The sequence below is a fragment of the Kitasatospora sp. NRRL B-11411 genome (genome assembly GCF_000721345.1).
Classification (GTDB): Bacteria; Actinomycetota; Actinomycetes; order Streptomycetales; family Streptomycetaceae; genus Kitasatospora; species Kitasatospora cineracea.
In genome coordinates this window covers 1-25,762 of sequence record NZ_JOGH01000029.1, presented here as the reverse complement: position 1 = coordinate 25,762, position 25,762 = coordinate 1, and the positions used below count along the sequence as shown (strand labels likewise).

Genomic DNA, 25,762 nt, shown 5'->3' with positions numbered 1-25,762 from the left:
TCAGGCCTCCTTGCGGGCACGGGGGTCGAGGGCGACGTAGGCGAGGTCCGCGACCAGGTTCACGGCCAGCACGGTGAGGACGACGACCAGCAGGATCCCCTGGAGCAGCGGGTAGTCGCCGGTGAGGATGGCCTGGTAGATCTGCCAGCCGACGCCGGGGTAGGTGAAGACGATCTCGGTGACCAGGGAGCCGGTCACCACCAGGCTGATCGACAGGGCGAAGTTGGAGATGGTCGGCAGGATCGCGTTGCGCGCCGCCACCGCGGCCACCCGCCACTGCGGGAGCCCCTTCGCGGCGGCGACCAGGACGTAGTCCTCGTCCATCGTGGTGATCATCATGTTGCGCATGCCGATCATCCAGCCGGCCAGCGAGGCCAGCACCACGGTCAGCGCGGGCAGCGTGCCGTGCTCGATCACGCTGGTGACGAACGGGCCGTTCCAACCCGGCGTCAGGTGGGCGTGCCGGCCGATGTCGTAGCCGTTCTGGTAGGGGAAGAAGCCGCCGAAGTAGCCGAGCGTCATCATCACCAGGAAGGCCAGGATGAAGTACGGCACCGACTGGAAGAAGGTCACGGCGGGCAGCAGGCCGTCCAGCAGTCCGTTGCGCTTCCAGCCGACGACGATCCCGGCCAGCGTGCCGACCACGAAGGCCAGCGCGGTCGCCGTGCCGACCAGGCCCAGCGTCCACGGCAGGGTGCTGCCCAGGATCGAGGAGACCGGCGCGGACTGCGAGGTGGACAGGCCCAGGTCCCCGTGGAGCAGGCCGGACAGGTAGGTCAGGTACTGGCTCAGCAGGCTGTGGTCGGAGCCGGTGCCGTACTGCGCCTCCAGCGCCCGGATCGCGTCCGGGTCGAGGTTGGCGCCGCGCAGCTTGGCGAGCGCGTTCTGCAGGGCGCTGCCGGGCAGCAGCCGGGCCAGGAAGAAGTTCAGGGTCACCGCGGCGAAGCCGGCCAGCAGGTAGAAGCCGAGGCGGCGCAGTAGCGTCCGCATGCCGATGCTCCCTTCGGGGTCCTCGGGCGCCACTGGCGCGTGGGTGGTCGGTGCGGCCGGACGGCCGCGGGACGGGCGGGGCGGGGCACGGTCAGGACAGCGAGCGCGGGACGGCGCCGGTGCGGCAGGCCCGGCCGTACCAGTGCGCGCTGTCCTTCGGGGTGCGCCGCTGGGTGGGGAAGTCGACGTGCACCATGCCGAAGCGCTTCGCGTAGCCGTACGCCCACTCGAAGTTGTCCAGCAGCGACCACAGGAAGTAGCCCGCCACCGGTACGCCCGCCTCGATCGCCCGGTGCACCGCGGTCAGGTGCTGGTGGACGAAGGCGATCCGGTCCCGGTCGTTCACCTCGCCCTCGGGGGTGACGTAGTCCTCGCAGGCCATGCCGTTCTCGGTGATGATCACGGGCAGGCCGGGGCGCTCCAGGTGGATCCGGTCGAGCAGGTCGCGCAGGCCGGTCGGGTCGATGCTCCAGTTCATCGCAGTCAGCTCGCCGGGGGGCTGGTGGAAGGCCACGTGCTCCGAACCGGGCCACGGCGAGTGCTCGCTGCTGCCGTGGCAGTTGTCGCGGGAGGCGCCGCTGCCGGAGACCACCGCCGGGGAGTAGTAGTTCAGGCCGAGCTGGTCGATCGGCGCGCCGATCGCCGCCAGGTCGCCGGGGCGCACCAGCTGCTCCCAGTCGACCAGGTGCGCGGTGTCCTGGTAGAGGTCCGTGTCGTAGCGGCCGCGCAGCACCGGGCTCAGGAAGATCCGGTTGCCGACGGCGTCGATCCGGCGCACCGCCTCCTGGTCCTCGGGGCTGTCGGTGAGCGGCCGCACCTGGTGCAGGTTGAGCGAGACGGACAGTTCGGCGGTGCCCGGGAGGGCGGCGCGCAGCGCGGCCACGCCCCGGCCGTGCGCCAGGTTGAGGTGGTGGGCGGCGCGCAGCGCGGCGCCGGGGTCGGTGCGGCCGGGGGCGTGCACGCCGGAGCCGTAGCCGAGGAAGGCCGAGCACCAGGGCTCGTTCAGGGTGGTCCAGTGCCGCACCCGGTCGCCGAGGGCGCCGGCCACCAGGGAGGCGTACTCGCCGAAGCGCTCCGCGGTCTCCCGGACGGTCCAGCCGCCGCCCGCGGCGGAGCCGCCTGTCGACGGAGTCTCCAGGTGCTGCGGCAGGTCCCAGTGGTAGAGCGTGGCCAGCGGGGTGATGCCGGCCGCCAGCAGTTCGTCCACCAGGGCGCGGTAGAAGTCGAGCCCGCGCTCGACGGCCGGGCCGCGGCCGGTCGGCTGCACCCGGGGCCAGGCCACCGAGAAGCGGTACGCGCTCAGCCCGAGGTCCTTCATCAGCGCGACGTCCTCGCGCCAGCGGTGGTAGTGGTCGACCGCCAGGTCGCCGGTGTCACCGCGGTTGACCTTGCCGGGCGTGTGGCTGAAGGTGTCCCAGATGGACGGGGTCCGGCCGTCCTCGGCGACCGCGCCCTCGATCTGGTAGGCGGAGGTGGCGGTGCCCCAGAGGAAGTCCGGCGGGAAGCGGAGGAAGTCGTCGGCAGGGGCCTCGGCGGCCCTGCGGTCCTGGACCTCGGTCATTGTGGGAGCGCTCCCATACATTCGAAACGGATACCCGCCGCGGCGTCTGAACGGTGCGCCGGGTGGGCAGGAAAGAGGTGAGAAGCCTGCTGGAAGCCGGAAGCGCTTCCAGTGGCGGTGCCGGAAGTTTCTGGCTTGTCAGGTGGAGGTGTCAAGGGTTTGAACAGCCGATACCGGAATGAAACTGGAAGCGCTTCCAGTCTGTGACCGGAGCCGCCCGCCGGACAGCGCGAACGGCCCGGCCCCCGCCCGCACGTGCGGGCGGGGGCCGGGCTGCGCCGCCGGGACGGATCAGTCCCCCGCCGGCCCGTCCGGGGCGGACTCGCGCACGGTCAGCCGGGTCGGCAGGATCAGCGGGCCGGGGTCGTTCCCCTCGATGGCGTCCACCAGCATCCGGGCCATCTCGCGCCCCAGCGCCCGCACCGGCTGGTGCACGGTGGTCAGCGGCGGGGCGGTGTGCCGGGCGCTGGCCAGGTCGTTGAAGCCGATCACCGCGACGTCCTCGGGCACCCGCAGCCCGTGCGTGCGCAGCGTGCGCAGCGCGCCGATGGCCATCGCGTCGGAGGCGGTGAACAGCGCGTCCGGCGCGGGGTGGGCCGCGAGCAGCCGCTCCATCGCCGCGGCGCCGCCGTCCTCGGTGAAGTCGCCGGCCTCGACGCCCAGCAGCGGGACCCCGGCCAGGGTCAGGCCCTCGGTGAAGCCCCGCTCGCGGGCGGCGGCGACCTGGGTGTCCAGCTGGCCGGTGATCATGACGGGCCGTCGGCGCCCGGTCCGGACGAAGTGCTCGGCCGCCAGTCGGGCGCCGCCCCGGTTGTCGGCGTCCACGTACCAGCGCGGCTCGCCGGTGAGCGGCAGGCCGCCGAACACCACCGGGAGGTCGGTCTGTTCGGCGAGCCGGCCGAGCGGGTCGTCGCCGCGCAGCGCCATCAGCATCACGCCGTCCGCGCGGCGCGAGCGCAGCAGCCGCTCCAGCCGGTCGCGCCCGCGCGGGGTGTTGGCCAGCAGCAGGACCAGCTCCAGGTCGGTCTGCTCCAGCGCGGCGCTCACCCCGACGATCACCTCGGCGAAGAAGGGGTCCGCGAACAGGCCCGGTTCGTCGCTGGAGACCGCCAGCACCACCGCGCCGACCCGGCGGGTGGCCAGGGCCTGCGCGGTCGGGTTGGGGACGAAGCCGAGTTCGCGCACCGCGCGTTCGACCGCCTCCCGCTTGGCCCGGCTGACGTGCGGGGCGTTGTTGATCACCCGGGAGGCCGCCGTGCGCGAGACGCCGGCGCGCTGGGCCACCTCGTCGAGAGTGGGCATGCGCTTGGGTGACGACTCCATGGAAACGGCTGCTCCTCGGGCTGCGGGGCGTCGGACAGGGGTCATGATTCCACGGCATCCGGCGGCCACGGAGCCCGCGGAGAGCGGCCTCCGCCCCGGCCCGGCCGTGGAAACTGGTAGCGCTTCCAGCGTACCCCGACCGGGGTGGAGCGACAGTGGCCGAACCATGCGGGTCCAGGAAGCCCCTGGTGCGGAAAGTATTGACACGGCTACCCCCTGGGCCCAATCATCCCCATCACGCGATTCGATTCGCACGAAACTGGAAGCGCTTCCATTTCTCCGTCCCCACCCCCGGAGGAAGAACCGTGCGCAAGCCCACCCGAGCGGCAGCCGCCCTGCTGGCCGGCCTGCTCGCCACCGGCCTCGCCCTGACCGACGCCGGTCCGGCCTACGCGGCCGACCCCACCACCATGACCAGCGGTTTCTACGTGGACCCGGACAACTCCGCGCTGCGCTGGGCCGACGCCAACCCCGGCGACGGCCGCGCCGCCGCGATCCGCGCCAACATCGCCAACACCCCGGCCGCCCGCTGGTTCGGCAACTGGAGCGGCGACATCGGCACGGCCACCGGCGCCTACGTCGGCCGCGCCGCCGCCTACCGCAAGCTGCCCGTCCTGGTCGCCTACAACATCCCCAACCGGGACGTCTGCGGCGGCCAGTCCGGCGGCGGCGCGGGCAGCCGCGCCGCGTACGACACCTGGATCGCCGCCTTCGCCGGCGGCATCGGCAACCGCCCGGCGGTGGTGATCCTCGAACCCGACGCGCTCGGCGACCAGAGCTGCCTGACGCCCGCCCAGGTCTCCGACCGCAACGCCATGCTGAAGAACGCCATCGCGCAGTTCAACGCCAAGGCCCCCAACACCTGGGTCTACCTCGACGCCGGCAACCCCGGCTGGATCAGCGCCCCCACCATGGCGCAGCACCTGGCCGCCGCCGGGGTCGGCGGGGCCCACGGCTTCTCGCTGAACGTCTCCAACTACTTCACCACCGGCGAGAACACCGCCTACGGCAACGCCGTCAACGGCGCGCTCGGCGCGTACGGCTACACCAAGCCGTACGTGATCGACACCAGCCGCAACGGCAACGGCTCCAACGGCCAGTGGTGCAACCCGGCCGGGCGCCGGACCGGCACGGCCACCCGGACCGGCGGCGGCGCCGAGATGCTGCTGTGGATCAAGGAGCCGGGCGAGTCCGACGGCAACTGCGGCGTCGGGGCGGGTTCCTCGGCGGGGCAGTTCCTGCCGGAGGTCGCCTACAAGATGATCTACGGCTACTGACGCCGCGTCACCGCGCCGGACACCCACCGCGCCGGACGCCCACCGCCCGGACGCCCACCGCCCGGACGCCCACCGCACCACCGGGCGGGCCCGGGGAGCCGCTCCCCCGGGCCCGCCACCACCGACACCCACCCACCGAAGGAACACCGTGCGCATTCCCCTGCACCGCGCCGCCCTCCCGGCCGGCGCCCTCGCGCTGCTGATCGGCGGCGCCGTCCCGGCCGCCGCCGAGCCCCACGCCGCCCCGGCCTCCCACACGCTCGCCCCGAACACCGTGTTCTACGTCGACCCCGACAGCGACGCGACCCGCCAGGCGCTCACCGACCTGAAGCACCACGACCTGTCCGGCGCCAGGGACATGGCGAAGCTGGCCAGTTGGCCCGAGGCCGCGTGGTTCACCGGCGGCACCCCGGCCGAGGTCGAGTCCCAGGTCCGGGACCTGGTGCGCCGCGCCGGGCGCGCCAAGGCGGTGCCCGTGCTGGTGGCGTACGACATCCCGCTGCGGGACTGCTCCCAGTACTCCGCCGGCGGCGCGCAGTCGGACGCCGAGTACCGGGCCTGGATCGACGCCTTCGCCCGGGGGCTGGGCAACAGCAAGGCCGTGGTCGTGCTGGAGCCCGACGGGCTGGCCAACCTCCCGGCCGACTGCGCCCCCGGCGCGGACCCGACCGGCGAGCAGACCGCGGGCCGGCTCGCCGACCTCAACCACGCGGTCGACGCGCTGGAGCGGCAGCCGAACAGCGTGGTCTACCTGGACGCGGGCAACAGCCACTGGCAGAGCGTCGGCAACGCGGCGCAGCGCCTGGTCGACGCGGGCGTCGGGCGCGCCCAGGGCTTCTCGCTGAACGTCTCCAACTACTTCGCCACCGACCGCGCCACCCGCTACGGCACCTGGGTCTCGCAGTGCGTGTGGTTCGCCACCAAGGGCCCGGACTGGGCCCGGGGCCACGCCGACTGGTGCGCGAGCCAGTACTACTCCCCCGCGGCGCCGAACGACGGGCAGCCGGGCAACGCGGTCGACGTCGAGGACCCGTCCACCTGGCACTGGACCGACCAGTGGTTCCAGCAGAACGTCGGCAGCCCGTCCGCCGGCGAGCTCGCCCACTTCGTGGTCGACACCAGCCGCAACGGCCGCGGCGACTGGAAGCCCCCGGCCGGCAAGTACAGCGGCGACCCGCAGACCTGGTGCAACGCGCCCGGCAGCGGGATCGGCGACCGTCCGACCGCGAACACCGGCGTGCCGCTCGCCGACGCCTTCCTGTGGATCAAGACCGTGGGCCAGTCCGACGGCCAGTGCAACCGCGGCGTCCCGGGCGGCACCGTCGACCCGGAGTACGGCGTCGTCGACCCGGCCGCCGGCGCCTGGTGGCCCGAGCAGGCCGCGTCCCTGGTGAAGAACGCTGCTCCGGCGCTGGCCTTCAACACCGCCCGGCACTGACCGGCACCGGCCTTCAACACCGCCCGGCACTGACCGGCACCGGCCTTCAACACCGCCCGGCACTGACCGGCACCCAGCCGGCACGGCCGGTCGCCGTCCCTCCCCGCCCGGAGGGACGGCGGCCGGCCGTGCCCTTTCCGCGGGCCGCGGCACCTACCGGTCGGCGAGCCGGGCGAGCGTCTCCAGCGGCCGGGCGAGCACCTCGGAGAAGGCCAGTTCGGCGGCGCCGATCAGCACGGTGTCGTCGCCCAGTTCGCTGACCCGCAGGCGCAGTTGCTCCCGGACGGCGGCCAGCGCGTTGGTGTTGATCCGGCTGCGCACCTGGGCGGCGGAGCCGAGGAAGACGTCCCGGAGGGTGCCGCCGAGGACGACCATGTCCGGGTCGAAGAGGTTGGCCAGGTTGGCGATGCCGATGCCGAGCCAGTCGCCGACCCGGTGCAGGGCGGCGCGCGCGGCGACGTCCCCGAGGTCGGCGGCGGTGACGACGGCGCGCACGGCCTCGCTGCCGGTGCTGCGGCCGTCCCGGCCGGCGGCCTCCAGCAGGGCCCGCTCGCCGGCCTCGGCCTCCAGGCAGCCGCGGGCCCCGCAGCCGCACGGCCGCCCCTGGAACGGGTTGACGGTCATGTGGCCGATCTCGCCGGCGTACCCGCGCTCTCCGCGCAGCAGTTCGCCGGCGGTGATCACCCCGGCGCCGATGCCGATCTCGCCGTGCAGGTAGACCAGGTTGCGGCTGCCGCGGCCGATGCCGCGGCGGTGCTCGGCGAGCGCGCCGAGGTTGGCCTCGTTGGCGACCAGGACCGGCACGCCCGGGCGGAGCCGGTCGGTGAGCGCCCCGGCGAGGTCGACGCCCTTCCAGCCCATGTTGGGGGTGAGGCCGACCAGGCCGTCGGGGTGGCGGACGAGGCCGCGGACCGCCGCGGCCACGCCGACGCAGGTGCTGCCCCCGGGCGTGCGGGCCAGCATCTCGCGGGCGGGTCCGGCGAGCAGGGCGGCCACCTCGGCGGGGTCCTGCGGCGGCCCGTCGGGCCACGGGTGCTCGCGGCGGTCCAGGAAGACGCCGCCGAGTCCGACCAGCGCGGCGGACAGCCGCTCCACGCCGACGTCCAGCGCGAGGACGTGCGCGCGGGCGGGTTCCGGGCTGACGACCAGTGAGGGCCGGCCGGCCCGGCCGGTCTCCTGCGGCAGTTCCTCGCGGACCAGGCCCGCGGCCGCCAGGTCGCCGACCAGGCCCAGGATGGTGCTGCGGTTGAGGCCGAGCCCGGCCGCCAGGACGGCCCGCGAGGTCGGCCCCTCGTAGTGGACGTGGCGCAGCAGCGCGCCCAGGTTGTGCTGGCGGACCTCTTCCTGGGAAGGACCGGCTCTCATCGCGGGTGACCCTCATCGTCGGGCGGTGCGGCGGCGGGACATGGCGTCCACGCCGGCGGCCACCAGCAGTACCGATCCCGTGACAGCGTACTTGACGCCCGAGCTGTACCCCATCAGTCCCATGCCGTTCTGGATCACCGCGACGACCAGGCCGCCGAGCACCGCGTCGACCACCCGGCCGCGGCCGCCGAACAGGCTGGTGCCGCCGATGACGGCGCTGCCGACGGCGAGCAGCAGGACGTTGCTGCCACCGGTGTTGGGGTCCACGGAGTTGCCCCGGGAGGCGGCGATGACGCCGCCGACGGCGGCCAGGCAGGAGCAGATGACGAAGGCGGCGATCCGGATGAAGGCGACGTTGATGCCGGCCCGGCGGGCGGCCTCGGGGCTGCCGCCGACGGCGTAGACGTGCAGGCCGAAGTTGGTGCGCTGGAGGGTGAAGGTGCCCAGCAGCAGCAGCGCGCCGATCACCGGCACCACCAGCGGGACGCCCTTGAGCGAGTTGACCAGGACGTTGCGGCTGCGCTCCTGGTTGAGCAGGGCCACGGCGGTGGCGCCGAGCACGAGGACGGCGCCGATCCGGACGGCGAGCAGCGCCGTCGGCGTCCCGGCCAGGCCGCGGCCGCGCCGGTCGCGGCTGCGGCGCACCTGGAGCACCGCGTAGCCGGTGGCGCAGGCGGCCAGCAGCAGCCAGCCGAGCAGGGGGCTGAGGTTGTCGTTGGCGATCGCCAGGACGGTCGGGTCCTTGATCGAGACGTTGGTGCCCTCCTTCAGCAGGATCAGCACGATGCCCTGGAAGCCGAGGAACGCGGCCAGCGTCACCACGAAGGACGGGATGCCGACCTTGGCGACGAGGGCGCCGAGCAGCAGCCCGATGGCCGCGCCGGTCAGCAGGGCCGCGGCCACCGCGGCGTACCAGGGCCAGCCGTGGTTGGTCAGCAGGATGGCCAGGACGGCGGCGCAGACGCCGCTGGCGTACCCGGCGGACAGGTCGATCTCGCCGAGCAGCAGGACGAAGACCAGGCCCATGGCGATGGCGATGCTGCCGGCGCTCTGGGTGAGCAGGTTGGCGAAGTTCAGGTTGGACAGGAAGACCGGGCGCAGCAGCGCGAAGAAGACGCACAGCACGACCAGGCCGGCGACGGCGGGCAGCGAGCCGAGTTCGCCCGCGCGGATCCGGTCGAGGTAGCCGCGGCCGAGGTCCGCCAGGCTCCCGGCGGCAGCGGGCTTCACGGGGTCCCCGGGGTCCCCGGGCTTCTCGGGGGCGAGGGCGGTCATGCGGCGGCTCCCTTGGGGGTGTGCTGCGGGCCGAGGTCGCCGCTGCGGCCCGAGGTGATCAGTTCGACGACCTGGGCGTGCGTCACGTCGGTGGCCTTGACCTGGGCGGCCATGCGGCCGAGGTAGAGCGCGGCGATCCGGTCGGAGACCGCGAAGACGTCGTTCATGTTGTGCGAGATGAGCACCACGGCCAGGCCGTTGTCGGCCAGGCGGCGGACGAGTTCGAGGACCTGGGCGGTCTGGGCGACGCCGAGGGCGGCGGTGGGCTCGTCGAGGACCACCAGCTTGCTGTTCCACAGCACGGCCTTGGCGATGGCGACGGTCTGGCGCTGGCCGCCGGAGAGGCTGGAGACCTTCTGGCGCAGGGACTTGACGGTGCGCACCGACAGGCTCTTGAGCGTGGCGGCGGCCATCTCCTCCATGGTCGCGTCGTCGAGCACCAGGCCGCGGCGCTTCTCCCGTCCGAGGAACATGTTCTGGACGATGTCGAGGTTGTCGCACAGCGCGAGGTCCTGGTAGACGATCTCCACGCCGAGCGCGGCGGCGTCGCGGGGGCTGTGCACCTGGACCGGTCGGCCTTCGAAGAGGTAGTCGCCCGCGTCGACGGGGTGGATGCCGCCGATGCACTTGACCAGCGTCGACTTGCCGGCGCCGTTGTCGCCGACGAGGGCGGTGACCTCTCCCGCGCGGGCGCTGAGCGCGACGTCGTGCAGGACCTGGACGGGGCCGAAGCTCTTGTCGATCCCGCGCAGTTCGAGGACCGGTGTGTCTGTCATGGGTGGGGCTCCTGGTGGGCGTCAGCGGGGGTGCAGCGGGGCGGGCCCCGTGCCCCGGGCGGCACGGGGCCCGCGGGCGGCGGCCGGGCGCGGGCGCAACGGCCGGGCGCGGGGGGCTACTTGATGCCGGCCTTCGTGCACGGCTCCGCGTACTCGCCGGTGCACAGCTCCGCCTTGGTGACGTAGCCGTCGGTGACGACGTCCTGGACGTTGTCCTTGAAGATCGCCTGGGGGGCGAGCAGCACGGCCGGGACGTCCCGGTTGCCGGTCGGGTCGTGGACGGTCGCGCCGGGGTTGCTCTTCTTGCCGCCGGCCAGGTCGACCGCGAGGGCGGCGGCCGCGTCGGCCTCCTTCTTGACCGCCTTGTAGACGGTCATGCACTGGTCGCCCGCCAGGATGTTCTGCAGGCCCTGGACGGTGGCGTCCTGGCCGGTGATCGGGACCTGTCCGTTGCGGTGGTTCTTGCGCAGCACGGCGATGGCGGAGTTGGCCAGGCCGTCGTTGGCGGCGAGCACGCCGCTGATGTTCGGCTGGCTGGTGTACATCTGCTCGAAGATGGTCTGCGCCTGGGCGTTGTCCCAGTCCGGCACCGACTGGTTGGGGCCCTTGGTGTACTCGCCGGAGGCGTACTTCGGGTCGAGCACGCCGTTGTAGCCGTTGGCGAACAGGGTGGCGTTGTTGTCGGTCGGGGAGCCGTTGAGCTCGGCGACGACCGGGTTCTTGGCGCCCGTGTCGCCCAGGCACTTGGCCAGGCCCTCGCCCTGCAGCTTGCCGACCTGGGTGTTGTCGAAGCTGACGTAGTACTGGGCGGAGCCGCCGAGGGTGAGCCGGTCGTAGTCGATGGTGGCCACGCCCTGGGCCTTGGCCTTGTCGAGGACGGCCTTGCCGGTGCCGCTGTCCAGGTTGACGATGACCAGCACGTTCACGCCGCTGGTGATCATCTGGTCGGCGATGGTCTGGAAGGCCTGCTTGTCGCCCTCGGCGTTCTGGATGTCGTAGTCCACCCCGGCGGCCTTGAAGGCGGCCGAGAGGTAGGTGCGGTCGGCGGTCTCCCAGCGGACGGACGACTTGCTGTCCGGCAGGATCACGCCGATCTTCGGCTTCTTGCCGCCCGCCGAGCCGGAGTCGGAGCCCGAGGACGAGGACGAGCAGGCGGTGGCCGTGGTGAGCAGGGTCGCCGCCAGGGCGGCGGTGGCGAACAGGAGCCCCTTGCGCATGGGCAGGGTCCTTTCGGGGCGTGTCCGGCCGGTGCCGGACGTGCGTGACTGCGGACGGGTGGGAGGGGACGCGGGCGCGGGGCGGGGAAGCAGCCCCGGCGCGGTTTGTTGCCTGCGACAACATACGACCTGCCGAAGGGCCCGCCAAGCCCTCGTACCGACGCCGACGGATAACGATCACATCACCGGACACCGGCGGCCCGGCCTCCGGCGGCCCGGCCTCCGGCAGAAAGCCAACTCGCCTGCCGGGCAGGGGAAATGGCCCACGGCGCCGCCGACGGACGCCCCTCCCCGGGGCCGGCCGGCCGGGCGCACGCCGAGACCGCCCGCCCCCGGCCGCAGGCGGTCGGGAACGGGCGCTCAGGGGTCGGACGGACTACGGGCGCTCGGGGGTCGGACGGACTACCGGCGGTCGGTCACCGCCAGCCCGGCGCACTGGCCGGCCGCGGCCCGGGCCGTGTGGTTCACCGCCCCGCCGTCGACGGGCGCGGGGTCGTTGCCGGTGCAGCTCAGGACGCCGTCGACGCCGTTGCCGGAGAGCAGCGGCGCGCTGCCGGTGTTGCCGGTCAGGCTCACCGGCCCGGCGAAGGTGTTGCCGGTCAGGCTGATCCGGCCGGTGGTGCCGGAGAGCGTCGCGTTCCCGGCGAAGGTGCTGTTCTCCGCCACCACGGTGTTCCCCCGGTGGACGTTCAGCGGCCCGCGGACCGCGCTGTCGACCACGACCAGGACGGCCGCGTCGTCGACCACCGTGACGGTGCCGACCTCCGCGCCCTTCACGCAGGTCGTCCCGGCGGAGACGACCAGGGCGCTGCGGCTGTGCCCGGTGACGGTGCGGGTGCACTTCGGCACCACGTCCACGGTCGCGGTGCCGGTGGCGCTGCGGTTGCCGGCCCGGTCGGTGGCCCGGTAGGCGACGGCGTGCCGGCCCGGGGCGTCGACGGTGACGGTGCCGGTGTACGGCTGCCAGCCGCCGCCGTCCAGGGCGTACTCCAACGAGCCGATGCCGGAGGCCGCGTCCTCGCCCGTCAGGGTGAGGGCCGCGGAGCCCTCGTACAGGTGGCCCAGGGTGGGTTCGGGCAGCTCGGCGGCGACGGTGGGGGCGGTGGCGTCCCGCTTGACGGTGAGGCGGGCCTCCTCGCTGGTGTTGCCCGCGGTGTCGGTCGCCCGGTAGCCGAGCTCGGTGGTGCCCTCCGGCAGGGCGAGCGGGGCCCGGTAGGGCTGCCAACTCCCTTCGCCGAGGCGGTACTCGACGCCCGCGACCCCGGAGTCGTCGGTGGCCGACAGGTCGACGGCCACCGGCCCGGTGAACCAGCCGTCCGACCCGTCGGGCGCCGCGGGGGTGGTGCGGGCCGTGACAACGGGGGCGGTGCGGTCGAAGCCGAACCGCCAGTCGTCGACGTCGAACAGCTCGCCGGTGCCGGTGCCCTCGGCGACGAAGAAGACGTCGTGCACGCCGGTGACCCGGGTGGTCAGGTCGGTGCGGACCTCGCTCCAGGCGCCCGCGGAGGCGGCGGGGACGGTCAGCGTGCCGACCTGGGCGCCGGTGGCGTCCGGGTGGTCGAGGCGGACCCGGATCCGGCCGCCGGCCTTCGGCAGCACGTCGGCGGCCAGGCCGGTCGCGCCGTCCGGGCCGAAGTCGACGCCGGCCAGCGCGGTCCACTCGCCGTCGTTGACGTTGGTGAGCTTCTGCTCACCGCTGCTCCCGGCGCCGATCGGCAGCACCCGGATGCCGGACGCGGGGTCGTAGGCGTCCTGGATGCCGGAGTCCCAGGCGATCGTCTCGGCCTCGATCCGCCGGTGCGCGTCGAGCGTGCCCTGCCGGGACGGGCCCCGGTAGGTGCCGGTGATCGGCGCGATGGAGCCGTCGGCGTTGACCGTCACCTGGTCGATGTGGGTGGAGCGGTAGCCGTGGGGCTTGTCCAGGGAGCCGCCGGCGACCAGCGCCGACTGCACGGTCTGGGTGTGGTAGGTGATGTAGGTCCGGCCCTTGAACTCGAACATCGCGTGGTGGTTGTTGCCGCCCGCGCCGAAGAAGGAGCCGGGGTTGCCGAGGATCTCGCCCTGGTAGGTGAAGGGGCCCGTCGGGCTGTCGGACACCATGTAGGCGATGTTTCCGTAGCCGATGGCGTGGCCGTCGATGGTGCTGGAGTGGCTGAAGTTGGTGCAGTAGCTGTAGTAGTACTTGCCGTTGATCTTGTTGATCCCGGAGTCCTCGAACACCGCGGGCGCGTCGATGGTCGCCGCCGTGCCGACGGTGCTGACCATGTCGTCGCCGAGCCTGATCACCCGGGTGCTGCGCGGGTGGTCGGTGCCGTCGGTGGGCACGCCGCCGCCGAAGTAGAGGTAGGCCGAGCCGTCGTCGTCGACCAGGACCGCCGGGTCGAACATCCACACCACGCCCGCGGTGCCGGGCGTCGCGGGGCTCACCAGCGCCTTGCCGATCGGGTCGGTCCACGGGCCGGTGGGCGAGTCGGCGGTCAGCACGCCGATGCCGCCGCCGCTGTTGGCGAAGTACAGGAAGAACTTCTCCTTGCCGCCGACCGTCTTGTGCGCGGCCGCCGGGGCCCAGGAGTTGGCGGCCCACTTCGCGGCGCCGGGCGCGCCCGCCACCTTGACCTGGCCCTCGTTGGTCCAGTTGACCAGGTCGGCGGAGGAGATGACGGTGAGCGTCTTGATCTGCCCGTAGCCGTTGTCCTTGACGTTGCCCGCGGCGTCGTACTCGTAGGACTGCACGACGTCGCCGTTCGCGTCGTACGACGAGCCGTCCGAGGTCAGGTACTCGTACACGCGCCCGTCGTAGACCATCGCCCACGGGTCGGCGCCGTACTGGTAGTCCATCAGGGGGTTGGCGTTGCCGACGGTCTTGGCGGGTGCGGCGTGGCCGGGCGGGTGGGCCGCCGAGGAGTCCGCCTCGGTCAGCGAGACGTCGTCGGCCGCGAAGTCCATCAGGTTGGCGGCCGGGGCGCTCGCCGGGTCCTGGACCCAGGGGGTCTCCAGGAAGAGCTGCGCGGTGCTGACGTCCTGTCCGGCCGGGACGGTGAACGTGCCCCGGACCAGCCCCCACTGGCCGCGGGGCACCGTCACCGTGCCGAGGTTGGTGTAGGTGGCGCCGCCGTAGTGCATGGTGGCGAAGAACTGCTTGGTCGCCGGGGCGGCGGGGTCGTCGTACTTGACCCGCGCGGTGACGGTGTAGCTGTGACCGGCCCTCACCTTGCCCGAGACGTCCTGCATCGGGCCGGAGCCGGTGGTCTTCCGGCCGGTGACGAGCACGGCGGCGGATCCGGCGTAGGCGTCGGAGGTGAGCGACAGCGCCGCACCGTCGGTGGGGTTGCCGTGGTTGGCCGACCAGTTGGCGAGGCCGTTCTCGAAGCCGCCGTTGGCGACGAGCTCCGGGGCGGCCGCCCCGGCGGGGGCCGCCCCGGCGAGCAGGCCGGCGGCCAGGGCGGGGGCCAGCAGGGCGGCGGCCGTGGCGATCGCCGCGGCTCTGCGGCGGGTGGCTCCGAACCAGCGTCTGTCCATGGGCATCCTTGGGTGGAGGGGTTTGGCGCACCATATTGTTAGCGCTAACAAAGCCTGTCAAGCCTCCTGCGCGAGCCCTCCGGGCCACGAACTTCGAAATGTTTCGGTGTTATCCGCCCGTAATCTGCCGCAAGTTTCGGACGCTTTTCGGAAACAAGTTATTGACGCCCACTCCGTGGCGAGCACATACTCTCCAGCATTCGAGCCGCCCCTGCCGACCGCTTCACGCCCGGTCACACCGGTCCACCCACCCGCGACCGGGCCGCAGGAGCCGCGGTGATCCCACCTGACGTGCCTTCACTTCGCGTACTCCCACCCGGGCTCCCCCGGCGACGACGACAGAACAGGAAGTCCCCACGATGACGAGAAAGACCCGCCGCACGGCGGCCGCCGCGATCGCCCTGGGCATCACGCTCGCCGCCACCGGCTGCGCCGGCAGCGACGGCGGCGGGAGCGGCGGCTCGTCCGACGGCAAGGTGACGCTGACCCTCTGGGAGAACGCCCAGCCCGGCCAGGGCGCCGAGTACTGGAAGGCGGCCGGGGCGGCGTACGAGGCCCTGCACCCGAACGTCAAGATCAACATCCAGACGGTCCAGAACGAGGACCTGGACGGGAAGCTGCAGACCGCGCTCAACTCCGGCTCCGCGCCGGACATCTTCCTGCAGCGCGGCGGCGGCAAGATGCAGGCCATGGTCCAGGCCGGCCAGCTCCAGCCGCTGGAGCTCACCGACACCGACCGGAAGAACGCGGGCGCGACGGGCATCGCCGGCTACACGGTCGACGGCAAGGTCTACGCGATGCCGGTCGACACCCAGCCCGAGGGCGTCTACTACAGCAAGGACCTGTTCCAGCAGGCCGGCATCACCGCGCCGCCCACCACGATGCCCGAACTGCAGGACGCCGTCGCGAAGTTGAAGGCGATCGGCGTCGCGCCGATCGCGGTCGGCGCCAAGGACGCCTGGCCGGCCGGGCACTGGTACTACAACTTCGCCCTGCGCGAGTGCAGCCAGGACACCATGAAGAAGGCCGCCCAGTCGCTGAAGTTCGACGACCCGTGCTGGACCAAGGCGGGCGAGGACCTGGCGTCGCTGCTCAAGACCGACCCGTTCCAGCAGGGCTTCCTGACCACCTCCTCGCAGCAGGGCGCCGGCTCGTCCGCGGGCCTGATCGCCAATCACAAGGCGGGCATGGAGCTGATGGGCAACTGGAACCCGGGCGTGATCGCCAGCCTGACCCCCGACCAGAAGCCGCTCCCCGACCTGGGCTGGTTCCCCTTCCCCTCCGTGCCGGGCGGCCAGGGCGACCCGGCCGCCATCATGGGCGGCCTCGACGGGTTCTCGCTGTCCAAGAAGGCGCCGAAGGAGGCCCTGGACTTCCTGCGCTTCCTGGTCACCACCGACCAGCAGAAGGAGTACGCCAAGGCGTTCGTCGCCATCCCGGTGAACCAGGAGGCCCAGGCGGCCATCACCGAGTCCTACAACGTCTCGGCGCTGCAGGCGTTCAACAAGGCCCCGTACTCGATGCTGTTCCTCGACACCGAGTACGGCCAGAACGTCGGCAACGCGATGAACACCGCCGTGGTGAACCTGTTCGCCGGCAAGGGCGGCGGCGCGGACATCGCCAAGGACACCAACGCCGCCGCCGCGAAGGGCTGAGTGCGCACACCATGAGCAACACCCTGGGCACTGAGCCGGCCGACGGCCACCAGTCGCAGGGCACGCCCGGAGCCGGGAGCGCGGCCACGTCCGCGCGCCCGGCTCCGCCGCCGGCGGCCACCCGCCGCCGGCGCGGCCGTGCCAAGCTGCGGTTCGAGATCGCGGTCCTGTCCGGACCGGCGATCCTCGTCTTCCTGGCGTTCGTGATCTTCCCGGTGGCACTCGCCGCGTTCTACGGCTTCTACCGCTGGCACGGCTACGGTCCGCCCACCGACTGGGTCGGCCTGAACAACTACAAGCTGATCCTCACCGACCCGGCGTTCCAGCAGGTGCTGTGGCACACCGGCGTGATCCTGGTGCTCTCGCTGGCCGTCCAGGGCCCGCTGGCGATCGGCCTCGCGCTCCTGCTCAACCAGAAGATCCGCGGCCGCTCGGCCATCCGGATCCTGATCTTCGTGCCGTACGTGGTCTCCGAGGTCATCGTCGGCACCGGCTGGAGCCTGATGCTCCAGAGCAGCGGCGCCCTCAACGACCTGCTGCGGCACCTCGGTCTGGGCTTCCTGCAGGCCGACTGGCTGTCCGACCCGAAGCTGGCCATCTGGACGCTGCTGGGCATCATCTCGTGGAAGTACATCGGCTTCGCGGTGATCCTGATGCTCGCCGGCCTGCAGTCGATCCCCGAGGAGCTCTCCGAGGCCGCCCAGATCGACGGCGCCTCGTACTGGCAGATCCAGCGCCGCATCACGCTGCCGCTGCTGGGGCCGACCATCCGGATCTGGGCGTTCCTGTCGATCATCGGCTCGCTGCAGCTGTTCGACCTGGTCTACATCATCTGGGGCCCGTACGTGGCGGGCACCGCGGGCACCTCGACCATGGCGATCTACATGGTCGGCCAGGGCCGCAACGCGGGCAACTACGGCTACGGGAGCGCGATCGCGGTCGTGATGTTCCTGATCTCGCTCGTCGTCGCCCTGCTCTACCAGCGCTTCCTGCTCCGCCGCGACCTGCAGGGCGCCATCACCGAAGGAGCCTCCTGATGAGCGCGCGGACGGCCGACCGGCCGCAGAAGTGGGGCAACCCCTTCACCTACTTCGTCGCCCTGCTGTTCATCGGGGTCTGCGTCGCCCCCGTGCTGTACATCGTGCTCGGCGGGTTCCGCACCAACGCGCAGATCAGCACGAGCCCGGCCGGCCTGCCCGGGCCCTGGGTGGTGAGCAACTACCTGAACGTCCTGAAGTCGGTGACGTTCTGGGGCGAGTTCGCCAACTCCCTCGTGGTGGCGCTCGCCAGCACCGCCGGCACGGTGGTGCTCGGCCTGATGGTGAGCTTCGTGCTCGCCCGCTACGACTTCAAGCTCAAGGGCGCGATGTACTCGCTGTTCGCGGCCGGCCTGATGTTCCCGATGGTCATCGCGATCACCCCGCTGTACATCGTGGTCAAGGACCTCGGCCTGGTCGACAACCTGCTGGGCGTGATCGTCCCGCAGATCGCCTTCGGCCTGCCGACGACCGTGATCATCCTGGTGCCGTTCCTGCGCGCCATCCCGAAGGAGATCGAGGAGGCCGCCGCGATCGACGGCACCGGCCGGCTCGGGTTCTTCTTCCGGATGGTCGTCCCGCTGTCGCGCCCCGGCGTGGTGACGGTCGGCATCCTCGGGTTCATCGGCAGCTGGAACAACTACGTGCTGCCGCTGTACGTGCTCAACTCGCAGGCGAACTTCACCCTGCCGCTGGGCGTCCAGGCGTTCTCCTCGCAGTACTCCGTGGACACCGCGAAGGTGCTCGCCTTCACCTCGCTCGCCATGCTGCCCGCGATGGCCTTCTTCGCCGCCTTCGAGAAGAAGATCGTCGGCGGCCTCACCGGTGCCGTGAAGGGCTGAACCCGCCCCGCACCGCACCGACCCGCTGAAAGGACCCGCTGTGCCCCGCGCCCACATCGCACTCGACCGGAAGGCCGTCGTCGGCCCCGTCCGGCGCCGCACCTTCGGCTCGTTCGTCGAGCACCTCGGCCGCTGCGTGTACACCGGCATCTACGAGCCGGACCACCCGACCGCGAACGAGGACGGCTTCCGGATGGACGTCGTCGAGCTGGTGCGGGAGCTCGGGTCCACGACCGTCCGCTACCCCGGCGGGAACTTCGTCTCGGGTTTCCGCTGGGAGGACTCGGTCGGTCCGCGCGAGCAGCGCCCGGTGCGGCGCGACCTGTCCTGGCACTCGCTGGAGTCGAACCAGGTCGGCCTGGACGAGTTCGCCAAGTGGCTCAAGCTCACCGGCTCCGAACTGATGCTGGCGGTCAACGTCGCCACCCGCGGCATCCTGCCCGCCCTGGACCTGCTGGAGTACGCCAACCACCCGTCCGGCACCGCGCTCTCCGACCGGCGCATCGCCAACGGCACCCCGGAGCCGCACGACGTGCGGATGTGGTGCCTGGGCAACGAGATGGACGGCCCCTGGCAGACCGGCTTCATGACCGCCGACGACTACGGCAAGATCGCCGCCCGCACCGCCGCCGCGATGAAGGCCGCCGACAAGGACCTCGAACTCGTCGTCTGCGGCTCCTCCGGCTCCGGCATGCCGACCTTCGGCGACTGGGAGCGCACCGTCCTGGAGCACAGCTACGACTACGTCGACTACGTCTCCTGCCACGCCTACTACCAGGTGCACGACGGCGACCTCGGCTCCTTCCTGGCTTCCTCGGTCGACATGGAGTTCTTCATCGACACCGTGCTCGCCACCGCCGACCACGTCGGGCACAAGCGGCAGTCGAAGAAGCGGATGAACATCTCCTTCGACGAGTGGAACGTCTGGTACCTGGAGGAGCACAAGGCGTCCGACGAGGTCAACGACGAGTGGCGGTACGCCCCGCGGCAGTTGGAGGACGTCTACACGGTGGCGGACGCCGTGGTCGTCGGCAACCTGCTGATGACGCTGCTCAAGCGCAGCGACCGGGTCACCTCGGCCTCGCTGGCCCAGCTGGTCAACGTGATCGCGCCGATCATGACCGAACCCGGCGGCCCCGCCTGGCGGCAGACCACCTTCCACCCGTTCTCGATCACCAGCCGGCTCGCCTCCGGCGAGGTGCTCCGCCCGGTGATCGACGCGCCGACCTACCTGACGGCCCGGCACGGCGAGGCGTCCCTGGTCGACGCCGTCGCCACCGTCGACGACGGCCGGGCCGCGGTCTTCCTGGTCAACCGCGACCTGTCCGAGCCGGCCCGGATCACCGTCGACGTCCGCGACCTCCCCGTGTCGCGGGTGGCCGAGGCGCTCACCCTCGCCGACGCCGACCCGTACGCCAAGAACACCCTCGCCGACCCGCTCCGGGTCGTCCCGGCCGCGAACACCAGCGCCACCCTCGCCGACGGTGTGCTCACCGTCGAGCTGCCCCCGGTGTCGTGGACGGCGATCGCCCTCCACTGAGCGACGACCGGCAGCCCACCGAAAGGACCCGCCCCGTGCGGACGTACGACAACCCCGTGATCCCCGGGTTCCACCCCGACCCGAGCGTCTGCCGGGTCGGCGACGACTACTACCTGGTGTGCTCCAGCTTCGAGTACGTCCCCGGGCTGCCGCTCTTCCACAGCCGGGACCTGGTGCACTGGCGCCAGCTCGGCAACGTGCTCGACCGCCCCGGGCAGCTGCCGCTGCCGCTGCCCGGCAGCACCGCCTCGCGCGGCCTGTACGCGCCGACGATCCGTCACCACGACGGCCGGTTCCGGGTGATCTGCACCAACGTCACCACCGGCGGCAACTTCGTCGTGACCGCCGAGCGCCCCGAGGGCCCCTGGTCGGACCCGGTCTGGATCGACCTCCCCGGCATCGACCCGGACCTGGCCTGGGAGGAGGACGGCACCTGCTGGGCCGCCTCCACCGCCCCCGGCATCCACCTCTCCCGGATCGACCCGGACACCGGCGAGGTGCTGGAGGGGCCCTTCCCCACCTGGTCGGGCACCGGCCTCAAGTGGCCCGAGGCCCCGCACCTGTACCGGATCGGCGACTGGTGGTACCTGCTGATCGCCGAGGGCGGCACCGAACGCGGCCACGCCGTCTCGATCGCCCGCGCCCGCTCCCCGCGCGGCCCCTGGGAGGGCGCCCCCGCCAACCCCGTGCTCTCCGCGAGCGGCACCGACCGGCCGGTCCAGAGCACCGGCCACGGCGACCTGGTCACCGCGCCCGACGGCAGCTGGTGGATGGTCCTGCTCGGCACCCGCCCGCGCGGCTTCTCCCCCAACTACCACGTGCTCGGCCGGGAGACCTTCCTCACCCCCGTGACCTGGGACGAGGACGGCTGGCCCGTCGTCGCGCCGCTGGCCGAGCGGCACCCCGCCCCCGGCGCCTGGCACCCCTTCCCCGACCCGCCCGTCCGCGACGACTTCGACTCCCCCGTGCTCGCCCCGCACTGGATCTCCCCGCACGCCCGCCCCGACGGCTCCTGGTCGCTGACCGATCCCCCCGGCCGGCTCTCCCTCACCGCCACCGGCCCCACCCTCGACCGCCCCGGCCACACCTTCGTCGGCCGCCGCCAGCAGCACCACGACTGCCGCGCCTCCGCCCGGATCGACCCCGGCACCGGCCGGGGCGGCCTGAGCGTGCGCCTGGACGAGGCCCACCACTACGACCTGGAGGCCGGCGCGGGCGAGGTCCGCGTCGTCGCCCGGATCGGCCCGCTGCGGCAGACCCTGGCCCGCCGCCCGGTACCGCCCGGCCCGCTCACCCTGACCGTGACCGTCCGCACCACCGACCTGGTGCCCCCGTCCCCCGAACTCGCCGGCACCGAGCCCTTCGGCCCCGACACCGTCGCCTGCTGGCTCGGCGACCCCGACGCCCCCGGCGCCCGGCCGCTCGCCGAACTGGACGGCCGCTACCTCTCCACCGAGGTCGCCGCCGGCTTCACCGGACGCGTCATCGGCATGTACGCCACCGAGGGCACCGTCGCCTTCGACTGGTTCGATTACCTCCCGACCCCGTAGCCCGCCGGACCGCCCGCCACCCCGGCCACGGCCGGCGCCGCACGCCCGCGCCGCACGCCCCCGCCTCGGCCCGCGACCCCGAACCGGTACTCCGGCCGGCCACCGGGCCGGGAGCGCGTGCCGGTGCGACGGAGCACTTCGGTCGGCGGGTTGAGCGTTGGCGGGACAAGGTCCTGCTGCGGTCGGCTCGGTCACCCGGCCGCACCGCCCGCGCATCCTCGAACGGCAAGGGTGCGGTCGCCGGTTCAGCTGCCGTCCAGCGCGGAATCACCCTGGAGCCGGCGACCGACGCCGCAGTCGCACGGATGGCGCGGCCGCCTCGCCCCGGGCGCGGGCGGCCGTGTCCGGGAGCTCACCGGCCCGGCCCCCCTCACCACGGGAGAACGCCATGACCAGGCACGACGTGCCGGCGGTGACGACCTCCGAGACGCCGCCGCGGCCGAGCGGGCGAGGTCTGCTGCTCGGTGTCGTCCGGGACATCGCGGTACCGATCGCGTTGTACTACGGTCTGCGCGCCGCCGGCGTCAGCGTCTTCGTCGCGCTGCTGGCCGGTGCCTTCCTCCCGGCGCTCACCACAGCGGTGCAGTGGCTGCGCACCCGCAGCCTGGAGGGCATGGCGGGATTCGTCGCCGGGACCATGCTGCTCGGCGTCGCAGCCGCGCTGGTCGGCGGCAGCCCCCGGTTTCTGCTGGCCAAGGACGGTTGGCTGACCGGCGTGGCCGGGCTCTGGTTCCTGATCTCGATCAGGGCCGAACGCCCGCTGCTCTTCCACGGCGGCCGCCCCCTGCTGGAGGGACGGTTCCGATCCGACGGCACGTCCTGGGACGTGCTGTGGGAACGCGAGCCGGCCTTCCGGCGGATCTGGCGGGTCTCGACTGCGATCTGGGGCGTGGCGATGCTGCTCGACGCCGTCGTGCGGGTCGTGATGGCCTACACCCTGCCGGTGGACGCGGTCCCCGGTCTCGGCGCGCTGCTCTGGCCGGTCACGCTGGTGCTGCTGCAACTGGTCAACGGCGTCTACTACGAGGTGGCCGGCCTCTGGCGGCTGACCGCCGGCACGACCACGCGCTCACCGCAGGGTTGAGCGCCTGCCTGCGGTGCTTCAGCCGCATCGGGCAACTCGCCGCAGGCGCCGGCACCGAACGCCCGACTGCCGACGCCCGACCCGCCGAGCACGACGCCCACCCGCCGAGCACGACGCCCACCCGCCGACCGGAACGCCCAGTCCCAGGAGGTGTCCCCGGCCGTTCCGGGCCCGACGGCGTCAGATCTCCAGTTCCAGCCAGCCGAGGTCGTTGATCTCGGCGGTGAGGCCCTCGGCGCGGCGGCCGCGGTCCTTGAAGTAGTGCTCCTGGAGCGCCCCGGCCAGGATCCGTTCCTGCTCGCTCTCACCGGCCCCGGCGTCGCGGGCGGCGTACAGCTCGCGGGCGACGTCGCCGGGCAGGTGCTGGGTGATCAGGCGCTCGCGCGGGTCGTCGGTGGAGCCGCCGGCCGCGGTGTAGCCGAAGCGGGCCTGGATGTGCAGCATGAAGCCCTGCTCCTCGGCCCGGCGGCGGACCCGGCGGCGCACCCCCGGCTGCCAGCTGGCCCGGACCCGCTCCTCGATCCGCCGGGCGGCGTCCGGCTTGGGGCTGATGCTGCCCTTGAGCCAGCGCTGCACGGTGCGCTGGGAGACGCCGAGCTCGTCGGCGACCGCCCGGGTGGAACCCTTGGCCCGCTTGACCAGGTACCGGACCCGGGCGGGCACCGTGTGCGGGATCGGCCGGGTCCGCTCGGCCCGTTCGAGTCCTTCGTCGATCTCCCCCACGGGGCGTCACTTCTCCTCGCTGCTGCTGGTGGGTACTGGAACCGTCCCGCTGCCGGACGGGTCACTCGTCGGCGGAGACCAGTCCGCCGGTCTTGATGTGGCGGGCCGGGTTGGCGCCGTCGGCGAGCAGTTCGCGGATCTCGGCGATCGGTCGGCTGCCCTCGAACTTGACGTGCCCGGGCGAGACGCCGAGCCGCAGCGCGGTGCTGACACCGCCGTCGGGGCGGCGCAGCACGTCCAGCGCCGAGGGGCCGGGGGCGGCGAAGACCGCGCAGTCGGAGAGCACGGCGAGCGGCGGGGTGCCGAGCTCGGCGTGCAGCCGGGCGAGTTTGCGGTGCAGGTTGACGGTGGCGGTGTCGATCACCAGGGCGCGCACCAGCGGGTCCCAGGTGGGGCGGTCGAGGGCGGACCAGCGCTGGCCGGGGCGGTAGCCGAGGCCGCGGGGGCGCTCGCGGAACTTGCCGATGGTGCCCTTGGCGGTCTGCTTGATCGCGCCGAGCACGGCCAGTTCGGCCGGGTCGCCGTCGCCGAGCGCGGCCATCGCGTCCAGGAACGCCGCCGGGTCGCGGTCGGCGAGGTCGGCCGGGACGCCGAGCGCGGCCATGGTGTCCAGGTAGGCCTGCCGCAGCCGCTTGTGCCACGGGTCGAGGTACGGGCCGGACTCGTGGCGCAGCCAGCCCTCGCTGGGGCGGACGTCCGCGCCGAGTTCGACGGCGTAGGCGAGTTTGGCGGTGCTGTACCAGGCGGGGCCGGTGGGCGCGCTGCCGTCGGCGGTGAACGGGTTGGGCAGCAGCGGGTCGAGGGCGAGTCCGCTGAGGTCGGCGCGCCAACTGCCGGGCGTCTTCTTGTCGAAGGCCGGGTTCAGCTCGTGCACGGGTTCGGAGAGCGGGACGTTGAGCCGCCCGGCGGCCGCGAGGAAGGCCATGTTGACGTCGAGTCCGACGGCGAACGGCGCGGCGGCCTCCCGGTCGGTGAGCGGGCGGTGCCAGTCCCAGGCCTCGGTGACCAGGACGGCGTCGTCCTCGCGCTCGGCGGCCAGCGGGTGCTCGTCGGGGACCTCGGGCGGCGCGGCGTCGAACACCCGGTGCCGGGAGCCCTCCACCGGCCCGGACGTCCAGCCGCTGCCGGTGCGCACCGGGCGGGTCGGCGGGCGCAGCGCGGTGACGAGTTCCAGCCCGGAGACGGCGGTGGAGCCGCGCGGGGTGTGCACCCGGCGGGCGTACGTGCCGAGCAGGCGGGCGAGTTCGGGCGCGGCGAGGCCGTCCGGGAGCTTCCAGCCGGCGCCGTCCAGCGCGCCCCACGGCAGCACGCACAGCTGCACGCACTGCCGGCGGCCGGCCTCGGGTTCGCGGTAGATCCGGGCCCAGGGGCCGAGCCCGCGCCGGGTGAGCTGCCAGCCGTCCTTGGCCAGCGCCTTGACCTGCTTGTGGGTGTCGGGCAGGCGGCCGATCCGGGCGACGTACTGGGTCTTCTCGTCGCGTCCGGCGGGCGGCAGGCCGAGCTCGGTGGCCGCGGCGTCGGTCAGCACCAGCAGCGGGTCGCCGTCCTTGCCGTACCGGTGCAACCGGGCCGAGCCGAGCCGGGCCCGCAGCGCCCACTCCAGCAGCTCGGCCACCCCGCGCCCGGCCGGCCGCTCCCCGGGCGCCTCTGCACCGTCCGCCCCGTACGCGACCAGCCCGCGCCCGTCCACCGCCACGTCGACCACGGCCAGCGGCCCGGCCGGGAACCGCGCGGCGGCCGCCTGCTCCCAGTCCTCCGCCTCCACGGCCCGCCGCCCCTTCCCGCCCCGCACCTCGGCACCCCGCGCCCTCGCCCGCACGGGCACCGACTTCGGCTCCGGCTCGGGCTCGGGCTCCGGCTCCGGAGCCGCCACGGGCGCGGCTACGGCCGTGCGGGGCACAGCTAGCGGCTCGGGCAGGGCCCCCGGCGCCGGCGCCGGCGGACGGCAGAAACCACCGAGGTGCATGGGCCGTCCCTGCGCCCGGTACACCGACGGCTGGCCGCACTGCACGCACGGCGCGGCCGCGGCCATCACCAGCGAACCGTCCGGATGCTGATCCAGCATCACCGCCTGCGGCACGCCCCCCTCGGCAACCGCACCGCCCCCCGGCTCCTCCGCCTCTCCCGCCCGCTCTCCCTCTTCCTCCGACTCTTCTTCCTCCGCCACCAACTGCGCGGCGATCCCCTCCAGCAGGCGCGCGTAGGCGGCCCGGCCCTCGCCCTGCGGGTCGCGGCGGCCCTGCTCCCAGGCGGTGAGCGTGCTCGCGCTGATGCCGAGGGCCTGCGCGGTCTCGGCCTTCCCCAGCCCGTACGCCACCCGCAGGCGTTCGCGTTCGGCCGGTTCGGGCAGCGGGACGACCCGCCGGGGGCCGGATCCGAGCAGGGCGCCGATGGCGTCCGGAGTGCCGGTCACCTCACGCCTCCTTCGCCCGCGGAGCGCCGGTCGAACCGACTCCGCTCCCGTACCGCACTGCCGGGCGGGGGCCACACATCGCGCCGCTGCACCTCTTCTTGCATCCTGCCGAACGTCGAACTCCCGCCCAACATAGACACGCCCCGACCAGCGGCACAAGCAAGCCCGCCCACAAGC

The 25,762-nt window shown here is 73.2% G+C and carries 18 protein-coding genes; 8 read left to right on the top strand and 10 right to left on the bottom strand.

Going from position 1 to position 25,762, the window contains the following annotated elements; all coding sequences use genetic code 11:
- From IH44_RS0116070 to IH44_RS0116060, 3 genes are all read right to left on the bottom strand, one after another.
- A complete protein-coding gene (locus IH44_RS0116070) occupies positions 1-990 on the bottom strand; it encodes an ABC transporter permease (RefSeq protein WP_030460241.1) in 990 nt (329 codons plus the stop codon).
- Between the two features lie 91 nt (positions 991-1,081).
- Complete coding sequence (locus IH44_RS0116065) at positions 1,082-2,551, bottom strand: GH1 family beta-glucosidase (protein ID WP_030460240.1); 1,470 nt, start codon at positions 2,549-2,551, stop codon at positions 1,082-1,084.
- Positions 2,552-2,842: 291 nt separating this feature from the next.
- Complete coding sequence (locus tag IH44_RS0116060) at positions 2,843-3,874, bottom strand: LacI family DNA-binding transcriptional regulator (RefSeq protein ID WP_081966914.1); 1,032 nt, start codon at positions 3,872-3,874, stop codon at positions 2,843-2,845.
- 305 nt (positions 3,875-4,179) lie between these two features.
- On the opposite strand from IH44_RS0116060, the gene IH44_RS0116055 reads away from it, so the two are divergent.
- On the top strand, positions 4,180-5,151 hold the full coding sequence (locus IH44_RS0116055) for a glycoside hydrolase family 6 protein (protein WP_030460238.1): 972 nt from the start codon (positions 4,180-4,182) through the stop codon (positions 5,149-5,151).
- Between the two features lie 148 nt (positions 5,152-5,299).
- A complete protein-coding gene (locus tag IH44_RS0116050) occupies positions 5,300-6,589 on the top strand; it encodes a glycoside hydrolase family 6 protein (protein WP_030460237.1) in 1,290 nt (429 codons plus the stop codon).
- A gap of 153 nt (positions 6,590-6,742) precedes the next feature.
- Here the strand turns inward: IH44_RS0116050 and IH44_RS0116045 are convergent, their stop codons facing one another.
- The 5 genes from IH44_RS0116045 to IH44_RS0116025 form a co-directional block, all read right to left on the bottom strand.
- Positions 6,743-7,954, bottom strand: coding sequence for an ROK family transcriptional regulator (locus IH44_RS0116045; protein WP_030460236.1), 1,212 nt, complete (start codon positions 7,952-7,954; stop codon positions 6,743-6,745).
- Between the two features lie 12 nt (positions 7,955-7,966).
- Positions 7,967-9,229 (bottom strand): sugar ABC transporter permease, encoded by a 1,263-nt coding sequence (locus IH44_RS0116040; RefSeq protein ID WP_030460235.1) that lies wholly within the window; start codon positions 9,227-9,229, stop codon positions 7,967-7,969.
- Positions 9,226-10,005, bottom strand: a complete 780-nt coding sequence (locus tag IH44_RS0116035; RefSeq protein WP_030460234.1) for an ATP-binding cassette domain-containing protein — start codon at positions 10,003-10,005, stop codon at positions 9,226-9,228. Before IH44_RS0116035 ends, IH44_RS0116040 begins: the two co-directional genes overlap by 4 nt.
- A gap of 116 nt (positions 10,006-10,121) precedes the next feature.
- Positions 10,122-11,222, bottom strand: coding sequence for a sugar ABC transporter substrate-binding protein (locus IH44_RS0116030; RefSeq protein WP_030460233.1), 1,101 nt, complete (start codon positions 11,220-11,222; stop codon positions 10,122-10,124).
- 402 nt (positions 11,223-11,624) lie between these two features.
- Complete coding sequence (locus IH44_RS0116025; protein WP_051816954.1) at positions 11,625-14,741, bottom strand: family 43 glycosylhydrolase; 3,117 nt, start codon at positions 14,739-14,741, stop codon at positions 11,625-11,627.
- A 359-nt stretch (positions 14,742-15,100) separates the two neighbouring features.
- Here IH44_RS0116025 and IH44_RS0116020 point away from each other — a divergent pair, with 359 nt between their 5' ends.
- The 6 genes from IH44_RS0116020 (at position 15,101) to IH44_RS0115995 (ending at position 22,449) form a co-directional block, all read left to right on the top strand.
- The gene (locus tag IH44_RS0116020) at positions 15,101-16,396 is read left to right on the top strand and encodes an ABC transporter substrate-binding protein (protein ID WP_030460231.1); all 1,296 of its coding nucleotides are present in this window, start codon (positions 15,101-15,103) and stop codon (positions 16,394-16,396) included.
- Between the two features lie 11 nt (positions 16,397-16,407).
- Positions 16,408-17,433, top strand: a complete 1,026-nt coding sequence (locus IH44_RS0116015; RefSeq protein WP_030460230.1) for a carbohydrate ABC transporter permease — start codon at positions 16,408-16,410, stop codon at positions 17,431-17,433.
- A complete protein-coding gene (locus IH44_RS0116010; RefSeq protein WP_030460229.1) occupies positions 17,433-18,275 on the top strand; it encodes a carbohydrate ABC transporter permease in 843 nt (280 codons plus the stop codon). Before IH44_RS0116015 ends, IH44_RS0116010 begins: the two co-directional genes overlap by 1 nt.
- A 40-nt stretch (positions 18,276-18,315) precedes the next feature.
- Positions 18,316-19,815, top strand: a complete 1,500-nt coding sequence (locus tag IH44_RS0116005) for an alpha-N-arabinofuranosidase (RefSeq protein WP_030460228.1) — start codon at positions 18,316-18,318, stop codon at positions 19,813-19,815.
- 35 nt (positions 19,816-19,850) lie between these two features.
- The gene (locus tag IH44_RS0116000) at positions 19,851-21,365 is read left to right on the top strand and encodes a glycoside hydrolase family 43 protein (RefSeq protein WP_030460227.1); all 1,515 of its coding nucleotides are present in this window, start codon (positions 19,851-19,853) and stop codon (positions 21,363-21,365) included.
- Positions 21,366-21,753: 388 nt separating this feature from the next.
- Positions 21,754-22,449 carry a VC0807 family protein gene (locus tag IH44_RS0115995; protein ID WP_051816953.1) on the top strand — a complete coding sequence of 232 codons (696 nt, stop codon included), beginning with the start codon at positions 21,754-21,756 and terminating at the stop codon, positions 22,447-22,449.
- A gap of 180 nt (positions 22,450-22,629) precedes the next feature.
- Here IH44_RS0115995 and IH44_RS0115990 read toward each other — a convergent pair whose 3' ends face one another.
- Both IH44_RS0115990 and IH44_RS41075 read right to left on the bottom strand, forming a co-directional pair.
- Positions 22,630-23,172: a helix-turn-helix transcriptional regulator gene (locus IH44_RS0115990; protein WP_030460225.1), complete on the bottom strand. Its 543-nt coding sequence runs from the start codon at positions 23,170-23,172 to the stop codon at positions 22,630-22,632.
- Between the two features lie 61 nt (positions 23,173-23,233).
- Positions 23,234-25,585 carry a helix-turn-helix domain-containing protein gene (locus tag IH44_RS41075; protein ID WP_030460224.1) on the bottom strand — a complete coding sequence of 784 codons (2,352 nt, stop codon included), beginning with the start codon at positions 25,583-25,585 and terminating at the stop codon, positions 23,234-23,236.
- Positions 25,586-25,762: the final 177 nt, after the last annotated feature.

Coding starts and splice junctions, on each gene's coding strand:
- IH44_RS0116040 (WP_030460235.1), bottom strand. CDS start 9,229: ATGACCGCCCTCGCCCCCGAGAAGCCCGGGGACCCCGGGGACCCCGTG.
- IH44_RS0115995 (WP_051816953.1), top strand. CDS start 21,754: ATGACCAGGCACGACGTGCCGGCGGTGACGACCTCCGAGACGCCGCCG.
- IH44_RS0116065 (WP_030460240.1), bottom strand. CDS start 2,551: ATGACCGAGGTCCAGGACCGCAGGGCCGCCGAGGCCCCTGCCGACGAC.
- IH44_RS0116015 (WP_030460230.1), top strand. CDS start 16,408: ATGAGCAACACCCTGGGCACTGAGCCGGCCGACGGCCACCAGTCGCAG.
- IH44_RS0116020 (WP_030460231.1), top strand. CDS start 15,101: ATGACGAGAAAGACCCGCCGCACGGCGGCCGCCGCGATCGCCCTGGGC.
- IH44_RS0116025 (WP_051816954.1), bottom strand. CDS start 14,741: ATGGACAGACGCTGGTTCGGAGCCACCCGCCGCAGAGCCGCGGCGATC.
- IH44_RS0116030 (WP_030460233.1), bottom strand. CDS start 11,222: ATGCGCAAGGGGCTCCTGTTCGCCACCGCCGCCCTGGCGGCGACCCTG.
- IH44_RS0116060 (WP_081966914.1), bottom strand. CDS start 3,874: ATGGAGTCGTCACCCAAGCGCATGCCCACTCTCGACGAGGTGGCCCAG.
- IH44_RS0116045 (WP_030460236.1), bottom strand. CDS start 7,954: ATGAGAGCCGGTCCTTCCCAGGAAGAGGTCCGCCAGCACAACCTGGGC.
- IH44_RS0116010 (WP_030460229.1), top strand. CDS start 17,433: ATGAGCGCGCGGACGGCCGACCGGCCGCAGAAGTGGGGCAACCCCTTC.
- IH44_RS0116035 (WP_030460234.1), bottom strand. CDS start 10,005: ATGACAGACACACCGGTCCTCGAACTGCGCGGGATCGACAAGAGCTTC.
- IH44_RS0116070 (WP_030460241.1), bottom strand. CDS start 990: ATGCGGACGCTACTGCGCCGCCTCGGCTTCTACCTGCTGGCCGGCTTC.